At 65.2% G+C, this 22,645-nt stretch carries 18 protein-coding genes and 1 pseudogene; 4 read left to right on the top strand and 15 right to left on the bottom strand.

The genetic code is table 11. From position 1 onward, the window contains the following. Positions 1–319 precede the first annotated feature (319 nt). Positions 320–1,873 (bottom strand): alginate export family protein, encoded by a 1,554-nt coding sequence (locus tag ACCQ16_RS06900; RefSeq protein WP_008578263.1) that lies wholly within the window; start codon positions 1,871–1,873, stop codon positions 320–322. Between the two features lie 372 nt (positions 1,874–2,245). Here ACCQ16_RS06900 and ACCQ16_RS06905 point away from each other — a divergent pair, with 372 nt between their 5' ends. Then, positions 2,246–2,608: a PadR family transcriptional regulator gene (locus ACCQ16_RS06905; protein ID WP_008578264.1), complete on the top strand. Its 363-nt coding sequence runs from the start codon at positions 2,246–2,248 to the stop codon at positions 2,606–2,608. Further along, positions 2,605–3,522: a sensor domain-containing protein gene (locus ACCQ16_RS06910; RefSeq protein WP_014089737.1), complete on the top strand. Its 918-nt coding sequence runs from the start codon at positions 2,605–2,607 to the stop codon at positions 3,520–3,522. Before ACCQ16_RS06905 ends, ACCQ16_RS06910 begins: the two co-directional genes overlap by 4 nt. Before the next feature lie 128 nt (positions 3,523–3,650). Here the strand turns inward: ACCQ16_RS06910 and ACCQ16_RS06915 are convergent, their stop codons facing one another. Both ACCQ16_RS06915 and ACCQ16_RS06920 read right to left on the bottom strand, forming a co-directional pair. Further along, the gene (locus ACCQ16_RS06915; protein WP_008578266.1) at positions 3,651–4,994 is read right to left on the bottom strand and encodes a polyhydroxyalkanoate depolymerase; all 1,344 of its coding nucleotides are present in this window, start codon (positions 4,992–4,994) and stop codon (positions 3,651–3,653) included. A gap of 273 nt (positions 4,995–5,267) precedes the next feature. Then, positions 5,268–5,870: a methyltransferase gene (locus tag ACCQ16_RS06920; RefSeq protein ID WP_011346883.1), complete on the bottom strand. Its 603-nt coding sequence runs from the start codon at positions 5,868–5,870 to the stop codon at positions 5,268–5,270. Between the two features lie 73 nt (positions 5,871–5,943). On the opposite strand from ACCQ16_RS06920, the gene ACCQ16_RS06925 reads away from it, so the two are divergent. Continuing rightward, positions 5,944–6,390 carry a HemJ family protein gene (locus tag ACCQ16_RS06925; protein ID WP_008578268.1) on the top strand — a complete coding sequence of 149 codons (447 nt, stop codon included), beginning with the start codon at positions 5,944–5,946 and terminating at the stop codon, positions 6,388–6,390. 204 nt (positions 6,391–6,594) lie between these two features. Here ACCQ16_RS06925 and ACCQ16_RS06930 read toward each other — a convergent pair. The 9 genes and pseudogenes from ACCQ16_RS06930 to lpxD all read right to left on the bottom strand — a co-directional run bounded on the left by ACCQ16_RS06930 (position 6,595) and on the right by lpxD (position 17,233). After that, positions 6,595–7,109, bottom strand: a pseudogene (locus ACCQ16_RS06930) (hypothetical protein). A 24-nt stretch (positions 7,110–7,133) separates the two neighbouring features. After that, the gene (locus tag ACCQ16_RS06935) at positions 7,134–7,889 is read right to left on the bottom strand and encodes a tetratricopeptide repeat protein (protein ID WP_011346885.1); all 756 of its coding nucleotides are present in this window, start codon (positions 7,887–7,889) and stop codon (positions 7,134–7,136) included. Between the two features lie 57 nt (positions 7,890–7,946). Beyond that, the gene (locus tag ACCQ16_RS06940) at positions 7,947–8,906 is read right to left on the bottom strand and encodes an acetyl-CoA carboxylase carboxyltransferase subunit alpha (protein ID WP_008578271.1); all 960 of its coding nucleotides are present in this window, start codon (positions 8,904–8,906) and stop codon (positions 7,947–7,949) included. A gap of 183 nt (positions 8,907–9,089) precedes the next feature. Further along, positions 9,090–12,680 (bottom strand): DNA polymerase III subunit alpha, encoded by a 3,591-nt coding sequence (gene dnaE, locus ACCQ16_RS06945; protein ID WP_008578273.1) that lies wholly within the window; start codon positions 12,678–12,680, stop codon positions 9,090–9,092. Positions 12,681–12,897: 217 nt separating this feature from the next. Further along, positions 12,898–13,635 carry a ribonuclease HII gene (gene rnhB / locus ACCQ16_RS06950; protein ID WP_277572870.1) on the bottom strand — a complete coding sequence of 246 codons (738 nt, stop codon included), beginning with the start codon at positions 13,633–13,635 and terminating at the stop codon, positions 12,898–12,900. Further along, entirely contained in the window at positions 13,632–14,918 is a 1,287-nt protein-coding gene (gene lpxB, locus ACCQ16_RS06955; protein ID WP_277572871.1) for a lipid-A-disaccharide synthase, read from the bottom strand. Before lpxB ends, rnhB begins: the two co-directional genes overlap by 4 nt. A 29-nt stretch (positions 14,919–14,947) precedes the next feature. After that, the gene (gene lpxA, locus ACCQ16_RS06960; RefSeq protein ID WP_011346889.1) at positions 14,948–15,739 is read right to left on the bottom strand and encodes an acyl-ACP--UDP-N-acetylglucosamine O-acyltransferase; all 792 of its coding nucleotides are present in this window, start codon (positions 15,737–15,739) and stop codon (positions 14,948–14,950) included. Between the two features lie 25 nt (positions 15,740–15,764). Then, positions 15,765–16,223, bottom strand: a complete 459-nt coding sequence (gene fabZ, locus ACCQ16_RS06965) for a 3-hydroxyacyl-ACP dehydratase FabZ (protein ID WP_003485378.1) — start codon at positions 16,221–16,223, stop codon at positions 15,765–15,767. Continuing rightward, the gene (gene lpxD, locus ACCQ16_RS06970) at positions 16,220–17,233 is read right to left on the bottom strand and encodes a UDP-3-O-(3-hydroxymyristoyl)glucosamine N-acyltransferase (RefSeq protein WP_277572872.1); all 1,014 of its coding nucleotides are present in this window, start codon (positions 17,231–17,233) and stop codon (positions 16,220–16,222) included. Before lpxD ends, fabZ begins: the two co-directional genes overlap by 4 nt. A gap of 128 nt (positions 17,234–17,361) precedes the next feature. Between lpxD and ACCQ16_RS06975 the strand changes: the two genes are divergently transcribed. Further along, positions 17,362–17,553 carry a hypothetical protein gene (locus ACCQ16_RS06975; protein ID WP_277572873.1) on the top strand — a complete coding sequence of 64 codons (192 nt, stop codon included), beginning with the start codon at positions 17,362–17,364 and terminating at the stop codon, positions 17,551–17,553. 76 nt (positions 17,554–17,629) lie between these two features. Here the strand turns inward: ACCQ16_RS06975 and bamA are convergent, their stop codons facing one another. The 3 genes from bamA to ACCQ16_RS06990 all read right to left on the bottom strand — a co-directional run bounded on the left by bamA (position 17,630) and on the right by ACCQ16_RS06990 (position 22,643). Continuing rightward, on the bottom strand, positions 17,630–19,996 hold the full coding sequence (bamA, locus tag ACCQ16_RS06980; RefSeq protein ID WP_008578281.1) for an outer membrane protein assembly factor BamA: 2,367 nt from the start codon (positions 19,994–19,996) through the stop codon (positions 17,630–17,632). A gap of 83 nt (positions 19,997–20,079) precedes the next feature. Then, on the bottom strand, positions 20,080–21,426 hold the full coding sequence (rseP, locus tag ACCQ16_RS06985; RefSeq protein ID WP_014089747.1) for an RIP metalloprotease RseP: 1,347 nt from the start codon (positions 21,424–21,426) through the stop codon (positions 20,080–20,082). A gap of 26 nt (positions 21,427–21,452) precedes the next feature. Next, positions 21,453–22,643 carry a 1-deoxy-D-xylulose-5-phosphate reductoisomerase gene (locus ACCQ16_RS06990; RefSeq protein ID WP_029819025.1) on the bottom strand — a complete coding sequence of 397 codons (1,191 nt, stop codon included), beginning with the start codon at positions 22,641–22,643 and terminating at the stop codon, positions 21,453–21,455. Positions 22,644–22,645 lie beyond the last annotated feature (2 nt).

The following is a 22,645-nucleotide window of genomic DNA, read 5'->3' on the forward strand; positions in this document are numbered from 1 at the left end:
TCCGACGGATAGCAGTCAATCGGATCGAGCAGTCGCCAGGTGCGCTCGGAGGCGCGCATGTATCAGCGTGCGTGGCAATGCCGATGCGAAGCATCGGCCACGCCTGCCTGGTATCTGCGCAGTGGTGCGTTGGTTGCCTGAAGCGGCCGGAGGTCAGGACGACCTTACGCCTTGAATGCAGCGCGCGCGTCTGTGTCTGCCTTGTTCGCTGTCATCGGCATGCCCGCACGTAAAAAACAACATGCCGCGTCCTTGCGGGACGCGGCATGTGATGATGCCACTGCCTATTGGGGATGCATGGCGCACCCAACGGCTGTGGTCAGAAGCGGAAGTTCAACCAGCCCATCACAAAGGTCGAATCGCCGTAGCCGGCCTTCTCCAACGCCGGCCCGGCCATCAGATGTTCGGCGCGGAAGGTCACCGACCAGTTCGGGTCGATGTTCCAGGTGGCGTTGATGCGCGGCATGGTGCCGATGCGGCGCTCGCCGGTGTTCTGGGTGCGTGCGTAGGCGCGTGCCTGGTTGTTGTAGATCGCATCGCTGGTGGTCTGGCGCCACAGCGTTTCCCACTCCAGGTTCACGGTGAGCTTGGAGGTCGGCGAAAACGTCAACGTCGGTGCAGCCGTGACCAGGTTTACCGGGCCGAAGAACGTGGCCCAGCTGAAGTAGATCGTGTTGCCGTACAGGAAGTTGTTGTTGCGCAACGTGCCGGTGCCGGAGGTGCCGCCGCCACCGGAGGCGATTTCGCTATGGAAGCCCAGGCGCGGCTTCCAGCCCGATTCGCTCAGCGACCAGGCATTGGAGGTGCTGGCCATGTAGGCGCGCAGGTCGCGTCCACCGAAGCTGCCGCGCTGCACGGTCACGAACGAATCGGTGCGCAGCTTGCCCACATTGCCCCACAGGCGCAGGCCGTAGTAATTGCGGTTTTCTTCCGCGGTCTGGCGGCCCCACACCTGGTTGTCGTTGCGGAACTGATAGAAGAACGGCTCCAGGTACATCGGCTTGGCAGTCGCCAGGCGGTAGCCACCGACCACGCCGCGGAAGTGCCGCGAGCGGTCGATGCGATCATCGCCGAGGCCTTCGGTGCCATCGATGTTGAAATTGAAATCGAACAGGTCAACACGTGTCCTGTCGCCAATTGCCCAGGCGCGCGCGCCGTTGAAGGTCACGAAGATATCGGTGTTGTCGCGCAGCGCCATCAGCGTGGTCGGGCCATCGACGAACACCTGGCGGCCGACGCGCAAGCCGGTGTCGGCGCTGCCGATCCGGCCTTTCACGTCGAAGAACACCTGCTGCAGGATCGCGTTGTTTTCCTGGGTGCCGGTCTTGGTGCCTTCGTTGCGCCCGTCCAGGCTGCCATGCGCCAATTCCGTGTACAGACGGAAGTGCTCGCCCACATGGAAGTCGGCGCCGAAGAAGGCGCGCAGCAGATACTGCTGCTGCGAATGGCTGCCGGGAATCAGTCCCGGATTGGTGATGGTATTGCTGCGCACGCGCAACTCGTTGCTGAGCGACACATACACATCGCCGTCGTCGTTGAGCGGGATGTACTTGAGCGGATCGAACGGACTCTTGCGCTTGGACGGGTCCTTCAGATACGACCAGTCTTCGGCCCAGCGCACCTGCCACATGTTGCCGCCTTGTTTGGCACCCCAACCCTGCGCTTCGAGCGGATAGCCCTTGGCGGTTGCCGGTGCGGCGGTGACCGGCGCTTTGGCCGGCTCGGCGACCGCCTGCTCGGCATTGGTCGGCGCCGGCTGCACCTGCGCCAGGCCAAGGCCCGGCAGCGCCAACCCGATCGCAAGGCACAGGCGCCGTGTGGCACCAAAGGAAGTATCAGCCATGGCCGGCTGCGCCAAGCGTGTCATTTGCATCGTATTCCCCATCGAAAGTGAAAACCCCTAGGCGAAAGGTATCGGCAGGGGGGACACCGACTGTAGTAAAGCCGTGCCAGAAAGGCAGTAACCCAAAGGTTCTAAGCTCATGAACGCACTGGGTTTACGCAGGCGGGCGCTAGCGGGGCGGGGAGTCGGGATTCGGTATTGGGGATTCGCAACGGCGGCGCTGCGTTTTGCGGTGGAGTTCGCTGCGATGCTGACAATTACTCACACAAGCTGGCGACCACGCCTTTGTTCTTGCTTTCGCGAATCTCCAATCCCGACTCCCCAATCCCGCCCGTGACTACCGGCACATTCACTATAGCTAGGTTCTACATAGCATCACCTTCAACCTAGCGGAGATGGCCGATGAGCGAGCCGGATATCCACCTACGCAAATTTCAGAAGGAACTGAGTGCGGGCACCGTGTCGCTGGCCTTGCTGGCTGTCCTGGCGCAGGCCGATGCACCGCTGTACGGCTACCTCATTGCCAAGCGGCTCGAGCGTCTGGAGGGCGTGCTCAGCGGCAAGCAGAGTGCCCTGTACCCGGTGCTGCGCAATCTGGAGGGGGCCGGGTTGCTGCACAGCCATGTCGAACCCTCGGCCTCCGGGCCGCCGCGGCGGTATTACCGCATCACCGACAGCGGGCGTGACTGCCTGCGCGACTGGACCGCCGCCTGGCGTGCCACCCGAGATTCCGTTGATTCCGTGCTGGAGGGGACCCACTCATGAACACAATTGCACAGGCCCACCCGTTGCCGACCACCATTGGCGATTATCTGCTGCAGCTGCGCCAGGCGCTGTCCGGGGCAGATCCGGCAATGATCCAGGACGCGCTGTACGACGCCGAAGAGTATCTGCGTTCCGAACTGGCAGAACAGCAAGGCAAGAGCGAGGCCGAGGTCATTGCTGGCGTGGCCAGCAGCTACGGCGCCCCGGAGGAAGTGGCAGAGATCTACCGCGAAACCGAAGTGACCGTGGCACGCGCACTGCGCCCCCCGGTGCCACCGCAGCGGGCATCGTGGATCGGCACGTTCTTCGGCGTGGCTGCCGACCCGCGCACCTATGGCGCATTGTTCTACATGCTGCTGTCACTGCTCACCGGGGTGTTCTATTTCACCTGGGTCGTGACCGGCGCCAGCCTGTCGGTGGGGATGCTGATCCTGATCATCGGCGTGCCGCTGCTGGTGTTGTTCTTCGGCTCGGTGCGGGTGTTGTCGCTGGTGGAAGGCCGCGTGGTCGAGACGTTGCTGGGCGTGCGCATGCCGCGTCGCCCCCAACACCCGGGCCTGCAAGGCGGTTGGCTGCAGCGCATCGGCGCGATGTTCACCGACGCGCGGACCTGGAGCACGATGCTGTACTTCCTGCTGATGCTGCCGCTGGGCATTGTGTATTTCACCGTGTTTTGCACGCTGCTATCGCTGTCGTTGGGCCTGGCCGCTTCACCGATCGCGGCGTTGTTCGACAAGGTCGCTGTGCTGACCTGGGATGGCGTGGACATCACCAGCGCCTGGCTGACGCTGCCGTTGTTCGCGGTGGGCGTGCTGTTGTTGTTCGTTACGCTGCATCTGGCACGCGCGTTCGGCAAGCTGCACGGCATGTTCGCCAAGCAACTGCTGGTCAGGAGCGGAGAGGCGGCTGCGTGATGCGACTGGCCTAGATGTCAGCGTGCGCAGGTCGATGGTGCTGCTTGCCGCTGGCATGACGCGCTGTGGCGGTTGCACGCAGATCGAGATGAAAATCCCCGGCATTGCCGGGGATTTTCTTGGGTAACTCAGGCGCGTTTGCCGCGCTTGCGGATCGGGGTCACGGTGGCCAGGTCGCGGCTACCGACCGGATCCGCATCGTAGCGCGCGATGAATTCGCGCACCTGCGGATACACCACCTCGCGCCAGCGGCGGCCGCTGAAAATGCCGTAATGACCGGCGCCTTCCACGACCAGGTGACGACGATGCGCCGCATCGATGCCGGTGCACAGATCGTGCACCGCCTCGGTCTGGCCGAGGCCGGCGATGTCGTCCAGTTCGCCTTCGATGCTCAGCAGCGCGGTATTGCGGATCGCCGATGGCTTGACCAGTTGGCCGTCCACTTTCCACTTGCCCTGGGGCAGCAAAAACTCCTGAAACACCACGCGGATGGTGTCCAGGTAATACTCGGCCGGCATGTCGAGCACGGCGTTGTATTCGTCGTAGAACTGCCGGTGCGCTTGCGCATCCTGCAGGTCGCCCTTGACCAGGTCGGTGTAGAAATCCCAGTGCGACATCACGTGCCGGTTGGGGTTCATCGACAGGAAGCCGGCGTGCTGCAGGAAGCCCGGATACACCTGGCGGCCATGGCCCGGATACGGGAACGGCACCGTGTGGATCAGGTTGTTCTGGAACCACTCGATGCCGTTTTCCGTGGCCAGGTTGTTGACCTGGGTGGGGCTACGACGCGCATCGATCGGACCGCCCATCATCACCAGCGAGCGCGGGGTGGGCTCGTCGTTGCTGGCCATCAGCGACACTGCCGCCAGCACCGGCACGGTGGGCTGGCACACGCTCACCACATGCAGGCGCTCGGCGCCGATGTGGCGGATGAACTCCTGGATATAGGTGATGTAGTCCTCGAGCCGGAACGCGCCGGCCTCCAGCGGCACCATGCGCGCATCCACCCAATCGGTCACGTAGACCTTGTGGTTGCGCAGCAGGGTGCGCACGGTGTCGCGCAGCAACGTGGCGTGGTGGCCGGACAACGGCGCAACCACCAGCACGGCGGGCTGCTCCTTCATCTTGCCGATCAGTTCGACGTGGTCGCTGAAACGCTTGAAGCGCAGTAACCGGCAGAACGGCTTGCTCAGCACTTCGCGTTCGATGATCGGCAGCGAATGGCCGTCGACCTCGACATCGTCGAGCGCCCAGGCCGGCTTTTCGTATTCCTTGCCCAGACGGTGGAACAGCTCGTTGCTGGCGGCCATACGCTCGGCGCCCGGGAGCGAGGCCCACAGGCTGTCGGGGTCGGAAAACATCTTGGCGTTCGCCTGGGCCTGATGCACCCAGGGGGCTAGCAGATTGCGGGTCAGCTCATGCAGTTGATAAAGCATTCCACCCATCCGTGCGGTTTTGCTGCCGCGCAGCATACCGGTTTTGGCGCATTTGCACCTTAATGGGGCTGCGGACGGTTGAGGCTGTCACGGCTTTGTGGCAGCGATTTCTGGAAGGCAAGCGCCTTGACTGCGGGGCGGGACGACAGGCCCTGCGCACCACCTGACGCGCATCTTTGAGCGCCCCGCCACAAGCGCGGGCAGGGGCGCGGAGCGGGGGAGAAGGTGCTGGGCGATCTCCCTCCACGCAGCGATGGCTCCAGGCGACGCGATACCCCACGCGCTGCTCGCTGGCAGCCACCATCCCGCTCAGCCGCGCTCCAGCGCCGATGCCTGGTCAGCCAGCTGCGGCGACAGCCAGCAGTGCGACCCCAGCGCAGCGAAGCCCACGCTGGCGAAGCGCTTGCGATACCAGCGCGCCGGTCGCGCCTGGAAACCGTCGTGATCGCCCTCGAACGCATCTTCTTCGGCGAAGGCTTCCAGAAACGCCACGCCTGCGCACATCTCGGCCAATCCAGGCAGGCCCTGGTTGAATTCGCGGGTGGGCACGTAATGCAGCACGTCCGAGCAGATCAGCAAGTCCACCGGTGCGCACGGGCGCAACCAGGCGAAGTCGCCGAAGCGGGCGGGGTGGATCTGGCGGCTGCGGCCATAACGCTGCACCGCATAGGCGCTGCTGTCGAAACCCAGATAGCTCAGCTTCGGCCGCAACGCCAACAACGGCGCGCGCCACGCGGCCTCGCCGCAGCCGACGTCGAGCACGCTGCGGATCGGTCGTTCCAGGTAGTACTCGGCCTGTGCGACGGCGAGTGCGACCTTGCGTCGCAGGCGCGCGGGATCGGCCAGGCCGGCATCGCGATACCAGCGGCGGAAATAGTGGGCGTCGTATTGTTTGGGAGCGGACTGCTGCATGGGCTTGGCTGCTTTCGCGCGCGCGGATAGGTGAAAATGCGGGCCATCCTACGCGAGCCAGCGGAGCCAGCGCATGACCCTGTATTTGTGGATCAAGACCTTCCATCTGTTGTTCGTGATCGCCTGGATGGCCGCGGTGTTCTACCTGCCGCGCATTCTGGTCAACATCGCCGAAGCCGGCAGCGACACCGCGGTGCGCGCGCGCCTGGTGTTGATGGGGCGGCGGCTCTACACATTCGGCCACAGCATGCTCGGTCTGGCGCTGCTGCTGGGCGCGGTGCTATGGCAGGGCTACCGGGTCATTCCGGATTTCCCGACGATGGTCGCTGGCGGCTGGTTGCACGCCAAGCTGTTTGCCGTGGCCTTGATTCTGGCCCACTACATCGTGTCCGGCCGCTGGGTCAAAGGCGCCGAACAGGGGCGTGCAGTGCCCAGCGGGCGGGCGTTGCGCTGGTTCAATGAAGCACCGGTGATCCTGCTGGTCGGCGTGATCTGGCTGGTGCTGGCCAAGCCGTTCTGAGCGCATTGCGCACCGCATCTACGCACGCCCGACGGCTTCGGCGCGCAGGTGCCCACAGCTGCCACTGCTAAAAATGCGGGGCATTCCGGTGTCCCACCGCAAATGCCTGCGGTGCTTCATGGTGGGACGGCCAGTGATGTCGCCATGTGCGCGCCAGAGCAAGGGTCGATGAATCCGGCAGGCCGCGCTAGGGCGCATATGAATTCATGCGCCGGTCGGGTGTGGCTTGAGCAGCATCTCCAGATACCGTTTCTGGTGTCCGGCAAATCCCTTTTTGCCGTACAGCGCGTGAATTTTGCCGAAGGCAGCGCAGGCACGTGCCTCATCGCCGAGCTGCAGCATCGCCTCGCCTTCGGTCATCAGCACAAGATGATCGGTGTGGTCTGGGTCGTCGTACATCAGCGCCATCACCTCGATCCATCGATGCACGTTTTCCTGATCGTGCAGGTCGGCGTAATCCTGGACGAAACCTGCAGACAGGCTTTGCGGGTAATAGTCCCAGTTCGCCTTGGGTTCGGGGATCAGCGCCCACGCCTGTAATCCCAGGGCGAGCGATTCCGCCAGGGCGCCGCTGCGAAACCGCTGTGTGGATTGCTCCAGCAGATGATCGATCTCGGCTTTCAGAACTGCCTCGATTTCAGGCTTCCTTTGCACGTTGATGGCCTTGATCAGGTGCCGAGCGATTCGTTGCCGAGCGATTCAATGCATGTAACCTGCAGCTGCGAGCGTCTTGTCGGCGGCCCTCAGGCGCTGGTGTCCAGCTCGCGCAGGCCCTTGCGTGCCAGGTCGACCCAGGCGCGTTGCTCGCGTTGGTAATGCTTGGGCGAGGCGGCGGCGTGACGCAGCACCTGTTCGTACACCGCCCTGGCCTGGTCATTGCGTGCGATGCGCTGCAGCAGTTGTGCATAGCGCACGCGCGCTTCTTCGCCCGGATAGCCTTGGGCCAGCGTTTCGTACTCGTGCAGCGCAGCCTCGGTGTCGCCGCTGCCTTCGACCGCGCGTGCATACAGCAGATGCCCGTCATGCGAGCGGAAGCTGGGATTGGCCGCGATCAAGGCATCCAGGGTCTGCCGCGTCTGCTGTGGCTGGCCCAGCCCGAACTGGGCCTTGGCCAGACCGAGCATCAGGTGCGGATCATCGCGATACAAGCCGCGCAACGCGCCCTGGTAATGCTCGGCGGCCTGGGCGTAATCGCCGCGCGCCAGCAAGGTCTCTGCGAGCTGGCGGCGATTTTCCGGAGTGTCGGCCACATCCAGTCGGCGCGAGGCATCGCGCTGTTCGCGTTGCGGATCCAGGGTGCTGCGCACGCGCTTGAGGCGACGGCGTGCATTGGGGTCGTTGCGCAGATCGGGGATGACCGCCACGCACACATAGACCAGCACCGCCAGCAGCGAAAACGCCAGCAGCAGGAAGATCCAGTACAGGGGCCGCCCGCTGCGCACGACGTGGACGCAGCAGGCGGCTTGCAGCAGCAGCGAGATCAGCAGGAGCGGAGACATGCGGGTGTGGCGTCCTTTCCATGGCCGCGCGCTGGGCGCGGCCGGCCATCGTGCGAATCAATGCCCTTCGTAGGCACCATAGCTGCGCAGGCGCTCGTAGCGCTGCTGCAGCAACGCATCCACTGGAATCTTTTCCAGCGCGTCCAGCTCGTTGAGCAGCACCGCTTTCAGGCGCTTGCCCATCTGTTCGGGATTGCGATGCGCACCGCCGGTGGGTTCACGGATCACCTTGTCGACCAGGCCCAGGCCCTTCAGGCGCTTGGCGGTCAGGCCGAGCTGTTCGGCGGCGTCCTTGGCCTTGGCCGCGTCCTTCCACAGGATCGAGGCGCAGCCTTCCGGCGAAATCACCGAATAGGTGCCGTATTCCAGCATCAGGGTGCGGTCGCCCACACCGATGGCCAGCGCGCCGCCGGAGCCGCCTTCGCCGATGACGGTGCAGATCACCGGAATTTTCAGCTCGGCCATTTCCAGCAGGTTGCGCGCGATCGCCTCGCTCTGGCCGCGCTCTTCGGCGCCGATGCCAGGGTAGGCGCCGGGGGTGTCGATGAAGGTCAGCAGCGGCAGGCGGAAGCGCTCGGCCAGCTTCATCAGGCGCAAGGCCTTGCGGTAGCCCTCCGGGCGCGGCATACCGAAGTTGCGCGCCACCTTGGTCTTGGTGTCGCGGCCCTTCTGGTGGCCGATGATCACCACCGGGCGCCCGTCGATGCGGCCCAGGCCACCGACGATGGCCTTGTCGTCGGCATAGGCGCGGTCGCCGGCCAACTCCTGGAATTCGTCGCAGATGGTGTCGATGTAGTCCAGCGTGTACGGGCGCTGCGGATGACGCGCCAGCTGCGAGACCTGCCAGGCCGACAGATCGCGGAAGATCTGCGCGGTGCGCACGCGCAGCTTGTCGCGCAGCGCCCGCACCTCGGTCTCCACGTTGACCGCAGGCCCGGTACTGGCCTTGCGCAGTTCCTGGATCTTTGCTTCCAGATCGGCGATGGGTTGCTCGAAGTCGAGGTAGTTAGGATTCATGCAATGGCGTCGTCAACGTAAGGCGGGGAGTGTAGCTGAAGCGGTGTGGCTGGCCCGTACGCAGCCGTGCGGTTGCATTGCCGGGATTGGGGATTGGGGATTCGCAAGAGCACTATCGCGGCTTCGACGTGCCAGTAGACTGCCGTTACAAATCCCCAATCTCCAATCCCCAATCCCGGCCCCTCACGCCCACGGCGGGCTGTACTTGATCTTCACCGTCCGCACCGCCGGGTCTGCGCGCAGGCCGTCCATCAGCTGCTGGTCGATGCGCACCGAGTGGTTGCCGTTGAGGTCGAGCATGCCGGCCACGCCGCCGCTGGGCGCGCGTAGCAGCAAGTCCAGGCGCAGGGGCGTCTTGCCGGGGCGGTGCTTGGCCAGCAGGGCGTCGATGCGCTTGAAGGCCTGCTTTTCGCGCAGGTCCAGGCGCAGCGACAGCCGCTGCGCGTGGTCGGCGCAGATCTGCTCGTAGTCCCAGCACTGGCGGATGCGCAGGCTGTAGCCGCCGTTGAATTCGTCCTCGCGCAGGCCGCCCTTGACGATCAGGATGCGGTCGCGGGTGAGCAGGTGGCCGAACTCGGCCATCGCGTCGGAGAACGCGCTGCATTCGACCCGGCCGCGGCCGTCTTCGAGCTGCACGAACACCTGGCTGTCGCCCTTGCGGCGTACGCCGACCACCTGGCCGGCCAGGATCGCGCTCACTTCCGGCCGCCAGGCGCGTTTTTCGCCATCGCCACCGCCCCCACCGCCGCCACGTTGTTGCGAGGCCAGGATCTTTTCCAGCGCACCCAGGTCGCAGCCAACCAGCTCGCGCACTTCTTCGCGGTGCGGGTCGAACGGGTGGCCGCTGAGATAGAAGCCCAGCGTTTCGCGCTCGCCGGTGAGCAGCTGGCCCAACGGCCATTCCTTGCTTTCGGGCAGGTCCAGGCGCATTGCCGGGGCGCTCGGGTCCGGCCCGCCGAACAGCGAGTTCTGCCCGGAGGCGCGTTCACGCGCCATCTGCTCGGTGGCCTTCATCACCTCGGGCAGCTGCAGCATCAGCGAGGCGCGGTTCTTGCCCAGCCCATCCATCGCGCCGGCATTGATCATGGCTTCCAGCGTGCGCCGGTTGAGCTTTGCGGTGCCCACGCGCGTGCAGAAATCCAGCAGCGTGGTGTAGGGACCGCCGCGCTGGCGTTCTTCGACGATCGCCTCGCAGGCGCCCTGGCCGACGCCCTTGATCGCGCCCAGGCCGTACTGGATGGTGTCCGGGCTGGCGGCCTCGAACATGTAGGCCGATTCGTTGACGCGCGGCGGCTTGACGGTGAGGCCGAGGTTGCGCACTTCATCGAGAAAGCCGACCACCTTGTCGGTGTTGTCCATGTCAGAGGACAGCGTGGCGGCCATGAATTCGGCCGGGTAATGCCGTTTCAGCCACGCGGTCTGGTAGCTGACCAACGCGTAGGCGGCGGCGTGCGACTTGTTGAAGCCGTAGCCGGCGAACTTCTCCATCAGGTCGAAGATTTCGTCGGCCTTGGCTGCGCTCACGCCGCCCTTGGCCGCACCTTCGCGGAAGATTTCGCGGTGCTTGGCCATTTCGGCCGGCACCTTCTTGCCCATCGCGCGACGCAGCAGGTCGGCGCCGCCCAGCGAATAGTCGCCGACGATCTGCGCCATCTGCATCACCTGCTCCTGATACACCATGATGCCGTAGGTGTCTTTCAGGATGACTTCGGTGCGCGGATCGGGGTAGACGATCTCCTGCTGGCCGTGCTTGCGCGCGTTGAAGTCCGGGATCAGGTCCATCGGGCCGGGACGGTACAGCGACACCAGCGCGATCAGGTCCTCGAAGCGGTCCGGGCGCGCGTCCTTGAGCAGGCGGCGCATGCCCGAGGATTCGAACTGGAACACCGCACCGGTATTGCCCGAGGCGAACACGCCCTTGTAGGTGGGCACGTCGTCGAGCGGAATGGCGGTGATGTCCACCGGGTCGATGCCGGCGCGCGCGTGGCGCACGTTGATCGCCTTGACCGCCCAATCGATGATGGTCAGCGTGCGCAGGCCGAGGAAGTCGAACTTCACCAGGCCCACCGCTTCGACGTCGTCCTTGTCGAACTGGGTCACCGGGTTCTTGCCGCGGCCGTCCTCGTCGTGTTCGGCGAACAGCGGGCAGAACTCGGAGAGTGGATCGGGGGCGATCACCACGCCGCCGGCGTGCTTGCCGGCGTTGCGGGTGAGGTCTTCGAGCTGGCGCGCCAGGTCCATCAGGTCGCGTACGTCGTCTTCGACCTGGTAGCGCTGGATCAGGTCCGGCGAGGCCATCTCCGAGTCCTTGCCTTCGCCCATCGCGTCCTTGAGCGTGATGCCCAGGATGTTGGGGATCAGCTTGGCCACGCTGTCCACCAGCCCATACGAGAAGCCCAGCACGCGCCCGGCATCGCGCACCACCGCCTTGGCGGCCATGGTGCCGTAGGTGATGATCTGGCTGACGCGTTCGCGGCCGTATTTGCGCGCCACGTAGTCGATGACTTCGTCGCGGCGGTCCATGCAGAAGTCGATGTCGAAGTCGGGCATCGACACGCGCTCTGGATTCAAAAAGCGCTCGAACAGCAGGTTGTAGGGCAGTGGGTCCAGGTCGGTGATCTGCAGCGCCCAGGCCACCAGCGAGCCGGCACCGGAACCGCGGCCCGGGCCGATCGGAATGCCCTGGTTTTTGCCCCACTGGATGAAGTCGGCCACGATCAGGAAGTAGCCGGGAAAGCCCATCTTGATGATGGTGTCCAGCTCGAATTCGAGCCGGTCCACATAGTCCTGGCGGGTCTTGCCCGGCGCGATCGGGTTCTTTTCCAGGCGTGCGGCCAGACCCTGTCGCGACTGGCTGCGGATCCAGCTGTCCAGCGTCTCGTCTTCCGGCACCGGGTAGGCGGGCAGGAAGTAGGTGCCCAGGCGCATCTCGATGTTGCAGCGCTGCGCCAGCGCGTGGGTGTTGTCGATGGCGTCGGGGATGTCGGCGAACAGCGCCGCCATCTCCTCGCTGGACTTCATGTACTGCTGGTCGCTGTACTCGCGCGGGCGCTTGGGGTCGTCGAGCACGCGGCCGGAGGAAATGCAGACGCGCGCTTCGTGCGCATTGAAGTCGCTGGCGTACAAAAAACGCACGTCGTTGCTGGCCACTACCGGCAGCCCGCGCACGCCCGCGGCGTGCAGGGCGAACTGGTTGAAGCGTTCTTCGCCCTCGCGCCCGGTGCGGGTCAGTTCCAGGTGCAGGCCATCGCCGAACACGCGCTGCCAGTCGGCCAGCTGTTGCTCGGCCAGGTCCGCGCGGCCCTCGTTGAACAGGCGCCCGGCCAGGCTGTCGCGGCCGGCCAGCGCAAACAGGTTGGCGTGCCCGGCCTGCAGCCATTCCGGATGGATCGCCACGCCGCCTTCGGGGCGGTGGCCTTCCATCCAGGCGCGGGTGAGCAGTCGCGACAGGCTCAGGTAGCCCTCGCGGTCGCGGCACAGCAGGGTCATGCGCCAGGGCGTCATGTCCGGGGTGGCGATCATCACATCGGCGCCGGCGATCGGCTTGATGCCCACGCCTTCGGCCGCCTTGTAGAACTTGACCAGCGCGAACAGGTTGTTGAGGTCGGTGACCGCCAGCGCGGGCATGTCGAGTTCGACTGCCCGGCTCAGCAGGTTGGCCTGCTTGGCCTTTTTCGGGTCAGCCTGATCCGGTTTCTCGGGCACACGGATGGTGGAATCCGCCAGCGAGAACTCGGTGTGGACGTGCAGATGGACGAAGCGGGAAGTGGACATGCGGGACCGGAATAATGCGCGGTCAGGGTACCGGCGGGGGCGGGGGCGAACAAGGCTTGACAGCTGGGGGCGGGACCTGGGGACCTGCCAGGCTTGAGGAGCCGGGACCCGGCACCGGGGACCCGGGAAAGCAAAGCGGGAAGACGTAGCGGGACGCCACTCGTCGTTTCTTTGCTGTTGCTGTGCTGGTGCTTTTCCGGGTCCCGGGTCCCGACCTCTAAAGCGGCACCACCAACCGGCCCATCTGCAGCTGTTCCGGGTCCCGGGTCCCGGGCCCCGGGTTGCGGCCTTCCAGCGCCAGGCGCACCGGCGCAAAGCTGCGCCGGTGCTGGGGGCATGGCCCGTGGGTTTGCAACGCGGCCAGATGCACCGGCGTGCTGTAGCCCTTGTGCTGATCGAAGCGATATTCCGGGTGCCGCGTGTGCAGTTCGTGCATCAGCCGGTCGCGCGTCACCTTGGCCACGATCGAGGCGGCCATGATGGCGCGGTCCAGCGCGTCGCCACCGATCAATGCCTCGGCCGGGCAGGGCAGGCCTTTGGGCACACGGTTGCCATCGATGCGCGCGAACCCGGCCACATGCGCCACGCCTTCCACCGCGCGCCGCATGCCGAGCATGGTCGCTTGGTAGATATTGATGCGGTCGATCTCTTCGCTGTGGATCAACACCACCGACCACGCCAGCGCCCGGTCGACGATGCGCGCATACAGCTGCTCGCGCCGCTCGGCCGTGAGCTGCTTGGAATCGTCCAGCCCATTGATGCGTGGTTTGCCGGGGTCGAACACCACGGCCGCCACGGCCACCGGACCGGCCAGCGGGCCGCGGCCAGCTTCGTCGACGCCGGCGATCAAACGCCGGGATTCGACATTCGGGATTTGGGATTGGTCAAACAAGGGCGACTGGCGCGCCTCAGCGTCGGCGCTATCGGCTTGGGTGCCTAAAGCAATGATTTTCATGCCTTCGCTCCTGCCGAATCCCCAATCCCGACCTCCGAATCCCTGCCTTCCAGCAGCCCGGCCACCGCATCCGCTGCCCGCGCCGACGCGTCGCGGCGCAACTGCGCATGCAGGGCCAGGTAGCGCGGTTGCAGGGAGGCGACCTTGTCGGGGTGTTTGAACCAGTCCAGCAGCGCCACGCACAGGCGCTCGGGGGTGCAGTCGTCCTGCATCAGTTCCGGCGCCAGGTCGTCATTGGCCAGGATATTGGGCAGGGCGTAGCGGTTGACCTTGAGCAGGCCCAGCAGCTTGACGATGCGGTAGGTGAGCGGTGCGACCTTGTAGCCCACCACCATCGGGCGCTTGACCAGCATCGCTTCCAGCGTGGCGGTGCCGGAGGCCAGCAGCACCACGTCGGCGGCCAGCATCGCAGTGCGTGCCTGGCCGTCGAGCAGGTGGGAGCGCATCACCGGCAGCGACGAGCGTGAGAGCTGCTCGGCCAGCAGTTGCTTGCAGCCCGGATTGGCGGCCGGTACCAGCACGTGCAGGTTGGGCAGGTGCTCGGACACCAGCCATGCGGCCTGGAAAAAGGTGTCGCCGAGCCGGCTGATTTCGCCGTGCCGGCTGCCCGGCAACACTGCCAGGACGGTGCTGGAGGCGGACAGGCCCAGCGTTGCGCGCGCCGCTGCGCGGTCGGCCTGGTAGGCGATATCGTCGGCCATCGGGTGGCCGACAAAACGGGCGTCCACGCCATGCCTGGCGTAGATCGGCGGTTCCATCGGAAACAGGCACAGCACCAGATCGGCGCTGACGCCGATTTTTTCGGCACGCTTCTCGCGCCACGCCCACACCGACGGGCTGACGTAGTGCACGGTCTTGATCCCGCGCTGCTTGAGCCAGCGTTCCACCGGGAGGTTGAAATCCGGCGCGTCGATGCCGATGAACACGTCCGGCTTCCACGCCAGCACCCGCTCGCGGAACGCGCTGCGCAGCTTGAGCAGGCGCGGCAAATGCCGCAGCACCTCGGTCAGGCCCATCACCGCCAGCTCGCTGGCATCGAACCAGGTCTGGCAACCGACCCCACGCATCGCATCGCCACCGATGCCGACGAATTCGGCATTCGGATAGCGCAGCCGCAGCTGCTCGATCAGTCCCGCGCCCAGGATGTCGCCAGAGGCCTCGCCAGCGATCAGCGCGATGCGGGGAGGGCGCGCATGCGCGCCGGGAATGGGGAGTGGGGAATGGGGAATCGGCAGCGCAGTCGGGTCGCTGCCGACCGACGCGCCGTTGCGCTGACCGTCCACGATTCCCGACTCCCGATTCCCGATTCCCTTCATCGTAACAACGGCCGTTCTGCCGCTTCGATGAACTCGAGCATGCCGCGCACATCCTCGCTGCTCTTGGCCTGTTCGGCCAGCTGCAGCTTGGCATCGGCCAGCGGCAGGCCGGCCACGTACAGCGTACGGTAGGCGCGCTTGATCGCGGTGATGCGTTCGGCGTCGAAACCGCGACGCTTGAGCCCTTCGCTATTGATGCCGCGCGGACGCCCCAGCGAGTCGCTGCCCACCATGGTGAACGGCGGGACGTCGCCATTGGTCAGCGCGCCCATGCCCAGGAAGGCATGCGCGCCGATGCGGCAAAACTGATGCGCGCCGGCAAAGCCGCTGATGATCACGTAGTCGCCCACGGTGACGTGGCCGGCCAGAGTGGTGTTGTTGGAAAACACGCAGTGGTTGCCCACGTGGCAGTCGTGCGCCACGTGCGTATAGGCCAGCATCCAGTTGTCGTTGCCGACCACGGTGACGCCGCCGCCGCCGCCGGTGCCGCGATTGATGGTGACGAATTCGCGGATCACGTTGCCGTCGCCGATCACCAGTTCGGTGCGCTCGCCAGCGTACTTCTTGTCCTGCGGTTCGCCGCCGATCGCGGCGTGGCCGATGAAGCGGTTGTTGCGACCGATCCGGGTCGGGCCGTGGATCGAGCAGTGTGGCCCCACCTCGGTGCCCGCCCCGATCTGCACATCGGCGCCGATCAACGAGAAGGCGCCGACGCGGACGTCGTCTGCCAGCGTTGCCGATGGATCGATGACCGCCGTCGGATGAATCAAAGGTGTTGAATCGCGCATCGTGTCTTACTCCGAAAGCGGGTGATTACCTGGCGCCGGCGCACATCACCTCGGCACTGGCCACCACTTCGCCATCGACCTTGGCTTCGCCGTAGAAGCATCCCACGTTGCGGATCAGGCGCTTCATCTGCACTTCCATGATCAATACGTCACCCGGGACCACCTGCTTGTTGAAGCGGGCCTTGTCCACCTTGACCATATAGAACAGCTGCGACAAGGCATCGCGGCCCAGACCGAGCTGGGTCATCACGCCGCCGACCTGCGCCAGCGCCTCGATGATCAGCACGCCAGGCATCACCGGGCGGTTCGGAAAATGGCCCTGGAAGAACGGCTCGTTGATGCTGACGTTCTTCTGCGCCACGATCCACTTGGTTTCAAGATCGAGTTCGAGGATGCGGTCGACCAGCAGAAACGGGTAACGGTGCGGGAGCAGCGTCTGGATTTGACTGACGTCGATCGGCAGTTCGTAAACGTGGTGGCTCATTCTTTCTCCTTGCCCACAGCCAGGATGCGCCTAGCGAGCACATCAAGCTGCTTGAAGCGCGCGGCGTTTTTGCGCCACGTGCGATTGTCGGTGAGAGGGGTGCCGGACGAATACTCGCCCGGCTCATGGATGGAATTACGCACGACAGACTTGCCGGTGATCACCACCTTGTCGCAGATCTCCAGGTGGCCGACCACGCCGACATGCCCGCCAAGCAGGCAATAACGGCCGATCTTGGCGCTACCGGCAATGCCGGTGCAGCCGGCGATCGCACTGTGCGCGCCGATGCGGCAGTTGTGCGCGATCTGCACCAGGTTGTCCACGCGCACGTCTTCTTCCAGCACGGTGTCTTCCAGCGCACCGCGGTCGATGCAGGTATTGGCACCGATTTCGCAGTCGTCGCCGATCACCACACCGCCGAGCTGGGGCACCTTGATCCAGTGCCCGGCATCCATGGCCAGGCCGAAGCCGTCGGCGCCGATCACCGCGCCGGGATGGATGCGCACCCGCTTGCCCAACCGCACGCGCGTGACCAAGGTGACGCGGTCGAGCAGTTCGGTGCCCTCGTCCACCACGCAGTCCTCGCCGATGATGCTGCCGGTGCCGATCACGCAGCCATCGCCCACGCGGCTACGCGCACCGATGCTGACGAACGGACCGACACGGGCGGTGGCCGAGACCTGGGCGGTCGGGTCGATCACCGCAGAGGCATGGATGCCCGGTTCGCGCACCGGTGCCACGTCGAACAGCGCGGCGATCTTGGCGAATGCGGTATACGGATCCTTGGCGACCAGCGCGGTGCCCTTGGCGGCGTCGGCATCGTCGGCACGCAACACCACGACGGCGGCCTGGGTGTCGGCCAGTTGCGGACGATAGCGCGGGTTGGACAGGAAGCTCAGCTGGCCTGCGCCTGCATGGGCCAGGGTGGCGACGCCGCTGACTTCGGTGGTGCCGTCACCGACGACGGTCAACCCGAATTGTTCGGCAATCGCACTGGCGGTCAATCGCATCAGGGTAAACCTCGCGTAAACGGTAGGTGGCTGGTTTAACAGGGGGAAAACGTCGCCAAAAGTTGGCTAAACAGTCGAGCGTATTGCTTGCCGGGCCGCAACGAAGCGGCGAACCCAGGAAGAAACATATGAAAACTGTTCTCTCCATTTTCGGTAGCGTGATCCTGCTGGGCGCAGTCACCAGTGCATCGGCCGACGATTTCGCGCAGCAGCGCACCAACGCGCTGAGCTTCTGGTACCAGCAGGTGCAATGCGTGGACGCATCCGATTGGGGCGCCACCGCCACCTGCCTGGGCAATGTCTGGAACAACTACTTCTAAAGCTGTTTCATACCAGGGTGTTCAAACAACAATGGCGGCCCGGGCGTCCGGGCCGCCATTGTTTCGCGTGCCAATCTTAGAACTGGCCGCCGAAGGTGAACTGCAGACGCTCGATCTCGTCGTTGTCTTCCTTCTTCAGCGGGAATGCGTAGCTGATCGAAATGGGGCCGACAGGCGCGCGCCACAACAGCGCCACACCGGTAGAGGCGCGCAACTCGTTGGCCTTGAAGTTGTCCACCCCGTTGTACACGTTACCGAAGTCGACGAATGCCGAAACGCGCGCCGACGGGCTGTCGAACAGCTTGGGGAAATACATTTCCACCGAGCCCACCGTCTTGAACGAGCCACCCAACGGCTGGCCGCGGGTAAAGCCATTGATCGCTTCCGAACGCGGGCCCAGGGTGTTGTCTTCGAAGCCACGAACCGAATTGGTGCCGCCGGCGTAGAAGTTCTCGTAGAACGGCAGGCCGGTGGCGGTGACCGTGCGGGTGCTGCCATCCGGGTTGGTCAGCACGCGGGTGCTGTCCTTCCCGTAACTGTCGCCGTAGCCCAGTTCGAAGCGCGTGTTCAACACCAGCGCCGGAATGATCGGCCAGTAGTTGGAGATCTGGTAGTTGAGCTTGTAGTACTCGACCGTGGAGCCGGGCAGGGTGGTCTCCAGGCCCACGCGTTGGTACATGCCGCGGGTCGGCATGAAGAAGTCGTTGCGGGTGTCGCGTGCCCAGCCCAGCTCCGTGCGCCAGGCATGGAAGGTGCGCGTGCCGATCGCATTGATGTAGTCGATGATCGCCTGCGGTGTGGTGCCCGCGAAGGTCGTGATCTGGTTGCTGTCGATACCCACCATCGCCGAGACGGTGTCGTTTTCGGTGATCGGCACGCCGAACACCACCTGCGCCGAACCATTCTTGCTGTTGAACTGTGCGGTATTGAAGTCCGAGTAATCCAGCGCGCGCCAGGACAGGTTGTAGCCCAGCGATACGCCGTCGTCGGTAAAGAACGGATTGGTGTAGGAGAACGCGTAGCGTTGCTGGTAGCTGCTGCGCGAAGCCTCCACTGCCACGCGGTTACCGCCACCCAGGAAGTTGTTCTGCGACAACTGCACCGAGGTGGTCACACCGAAGCTCTGCGAGTAGCCCAGGCCGAACACGAAGCTGCCGGAGGTGGTCTCCTTGACGTTGTAGACCACGTCGACCTGGTCGTTGCTGCCGGGCACCGCGGGCGTTTCCACGTCCACGCTTTCGAAGTAGCCCAACCGCTGCAGGCGGATCTTGGAACGGTCGATCGCCGCCTGCGAGTACCAAGTGTTCTCGAACTGGCGCATTTCGCGGCGCAAGACCTCGTCGGAGGTGCGGCTGTTGCCCTTGTAGAGGATACGGCGCACGGTCACGCGCGGGCCGGGCACCACCTGCAGGTTCACTGCCACGGTGCGGTCTTCGCGGTTCGGCGTCGGGATCGGGTTGACCTTGGCGAACGCGTAGCCGACGTTGCTCAGCGTGTTGGTGATCGCATCGGAGGTGTACTCCAGCAATGCACGCGAGAAGATGTCGCCGGCCTTGGGGATCACCAGGCGCTCGATGTCGGCCTGCGGCAGCACGGTGTCGCCGGTCACCTTGATTTCGGAAATCTTGTACTGCTCGCCCTCGGTGACGCCGGCGCTGATGAACATATCGCGCTTGTCGGGGCTGATCGAGACCTGGGTGGAGTCGATGCTGAAGTCGACATAGCCGCGGTCCAGGTACCAGGAGTTGAGCTTTTCCAGGTCGCCGGACATCTTTTCCTTGGAGTACTGGTCGTCGCGGCGGTACCACGAGGCCCAGTTGTGCTCCTTGGATTCCCAGTTGTCCAGGATGTCCTCGTTGGCGAACTTTTCCGTACCGATCAGGTTGACGTGGCGGATCTTGGCCGCCTTGCCTTCCTTGATCGCGATGGCCACGTCGACGCGGTTACGGTCCAGCGGACTCACCGTCGGGGTGATTTCCACGTTGTACTTGCCGCGGTTGTTGTACTGGCGGGTCAGTTCCTGGGTCACGCGGTCCAGGCTCAGGCGATCGAAGGTGCCGCCCTCGGACAGGCCGATGTCACCCAGGCCCTTGAGCAGTTCCTCGGACTTGATGTCCTTGTTGCCGGTCACGGTGAGCTTGTTGATCGCCGGGCGCTCCTTGACCGTGATCACCAGGATGTTGCCCTGGCGGTCCAGCTGCACGTCCTCGAAGAAGCCGGTGCGGTAGAGCGCACGGATCGCGTCGGCCACCTTGGCATCGTCCACGGTGTCGCCGCGGTTCACCGGCAGATAGGTGAATACGGTGCCGGAGGCGATGCGCTGCAGGCCGTCGACGCGGATGTCGCTGGCAACGAACGGCTCGACGGCCAGAGCAACGGCCGGCAGGCTGAGGCCGGCGGCAAGAGCGAGGGCAAGCAGGCGGCGAGTGGGAAGACGCGTCATGTCACATCCGGTTGGAGTCGTATTCGGGTGTTGCTGGATGCCGGCGTATGACGACGACAACAGGCGGAAAGAGTGGAGCAGCTTCATCGTGGAACCAGGCCGAGGATGTCGTTGTAGAACGCCAGTCCCATCAACCCGGCCAGGACCGCCAGGCCGACGTATTGTCCGGCAATCATGGCCCGTTCGCTGATCGGGCTGCCCTTGATCAACTCGATAAGGTAATACAGCAGATGCCCACCGTCCAAGATCGGGATGGGCATCAGGTTGATGATCGCAAGGCTGAGCGACAGCAATCCGAGGAAATACAGGAACCAGTCGAGCCCGCGTTCGGCCGAGGCGTTGGCGGCACGCGCAATGGTGACCGGGCCGGAGATGTTCTTGACCGAGGCCTGGCCGGTCAGCATGCGCTTCATCATGCCCAGCGAGTCGGCGGTCATCCGGCCGGTTTCGCGGATCGCGGCCGGCACGGCGGCGAACAGCCCGTACTGCTGGCGGCTGTCGTATTCCGGAGCCGGCGCGGCGGCCGGACGCACGCCGATCATCCATTGGCCCTGCGGCGACTTGCGCGGGGCAATCTCCAGCGCCAGCCGGTCTTCGCCGCGCGCCACCTCGATCATGCCCGGCCCGCCGTGGGCGCCCAACGCCTGAACTTGCGGAATGATGTCTTCGGCCGAGCGGATCGGCTGGCCGTCGATGGCCACGATGCGGTCGCCCGGCTTGAGCAGGCCATCGGCCACCGAGCCCTTCACCACTTCGGCAATCACCGGTGGCTGCAGCATGAACTGCCAGCCGATGCCGGCCAGTGCGGCCACGCGGCGTTCGTCGAAACCGACCGGCAGCTGCGACAAGCGCAAGGTGTGCTCACTGCTGCCCGCAGCGTCAGAGGCGGTCAGGACGCGGACATCGCGCCTGTCCATTGCCGCAGTGGTGAGCTGCATGCTGGCATCGCTCCAGCTGCTCACGCTGCGACCGTCGATGCGCACGATGCGCTCGCCCGGGCCCAGCCCGGCCTCGGCGGCCAGGCCATCGGCCCGACCAATGGTTGCCGAATAATCCTGCTTGCCTACCACGAACATCGCCCACAGCATCGCCATGCACAGCAACAGGTTGGCAATGGGACCGGCTGCGACGATCGCGATGCGCTGCCACACGGTCTTGCGATTGAAGGCTTGGCCCTGCTCGGCCGGATGCACGTCGCCTTCGCGCTCGTCGAGCATTTTGACGTAGCCGCCCAGCGGAATCGCGGCAACCACGAACTCGGTGCCGTGGCGGTTGCGGCGCATCCACAGCGGTTTGCCGAAGCCCACCGAAAAGCGCAGCACCTTGACGCCGCAGCGCCGCGCGACCCAGAAATGCCCGAATTCGTGAAAGGTCACCAACACGCCCAGGCTGACGATCATCCACCAGACCGAACCGATGAAATCACCCATGTGTGCAGCTCGCGTGCGTGGAACGATCAGGCATGAAGGGCGTGGTGGGCGAGGGCGCGTTCAGTGATTTGCCGGGCTTGCGCATCGGCAAAAAGCAGGGTGTCGAGGGAATCGGCATTGTGCCGCGGGAGCGTTGTCAGTGTGTGTTCGACCAACGCAGGGATCGCTAGGAAACCCACCTGGCCCTGAAGAAAGGCTGAAACAGCCACTTCATTGGCCGCGTTCAGGATTGCCGGGGCGGTGCCGCCGGCCCGTAACGCGTCCCAGGCCAGGCGCAGACATGGGAACGCGGCGGTGTCGGGGGCCTCGAAATCCAGCCGGCCCTGGCGAAGCAGGTCCAGCCCGCCGACGCCGGAGTCGACCCGCTCCGGCCAGGCCAAGCCTACCGCCAAGGTGGTGCGCATGTCTGGCAGGCCAAGCTGGGCAAGCGTGGAGCCGTCGACGAATTCCACCAGCGAATGCACCAGGCTCTGCGGATGCACCAGCACATCGATCTGCTCGCCTGGCAGTCCGAACAGGTGATGCGCCTCGATGACTTCCAGGCCCTTGTTCATCAGGGTTGCCGAATCCACCGAGATCTTCGGGCCCATCGACCACTTGGGATGCGCCACTGCCTGCGCGGGCGTGACTGCGGCAAGTGCCGCGCGGTCGCGGCCGCGGAACGGGCCACCGGAGGCAGTCAGGATGACCCGGCGCACGCCGCGGCTGGCGTCGCAGGAGCGCAGGCACTGGAAGATGGCGCTGTGTTCGCTGTCGATCGGAATGATTTCAGCGCCGGCGGCGGCTGCGGTGCGGGTCAGCAGCTCGCCGGCCAGCACCAGCGATTCCTTATTGGCCAGCAACAGACGCTTGCCGGCGCGCGCTGCCGCCAGCGTAGACGGCAGCCCGGCCGCACCCACGATCGCCGCCACCACGGTGTCGCACGCATCGCCGCTCGCCAGTGCGTCCAACGCCTCGGCGCCGGCGTGCGCCTGGGTCGCCAGGCCCAGCGCGCGCAGGCCATCGCGCAGCGCGGGATACAGCGCTGCATCGGCAATCACCGCATGCGCAGGCCGGTGGGTGGCGCACAGCGCCAGCAGCTCATCGACCTTGCTGCCGGCCGACAGCACGCTGGCGCGCAGCCGCTCGGGGTGGCGCGCGATCACGTCCAGTGCCGATGCGCCGATCGAGCCGGTGGCGCCGAACACGGCGACCTGACGGAGAGAGGAGCCAGCCATGC

The organism is Xanthomonas sp. NCPPB 1062, assembly GCF_041481705.2.
In the GTDB taxonomy this organism is placed as follows: domain Bacteria; phylum Pseudomonadota; class Gammaproteobacteria; order Xanthomonadales; family Xanthomonadaceae; genus Xanthomonas; species Xanthomonas euvesicatoria.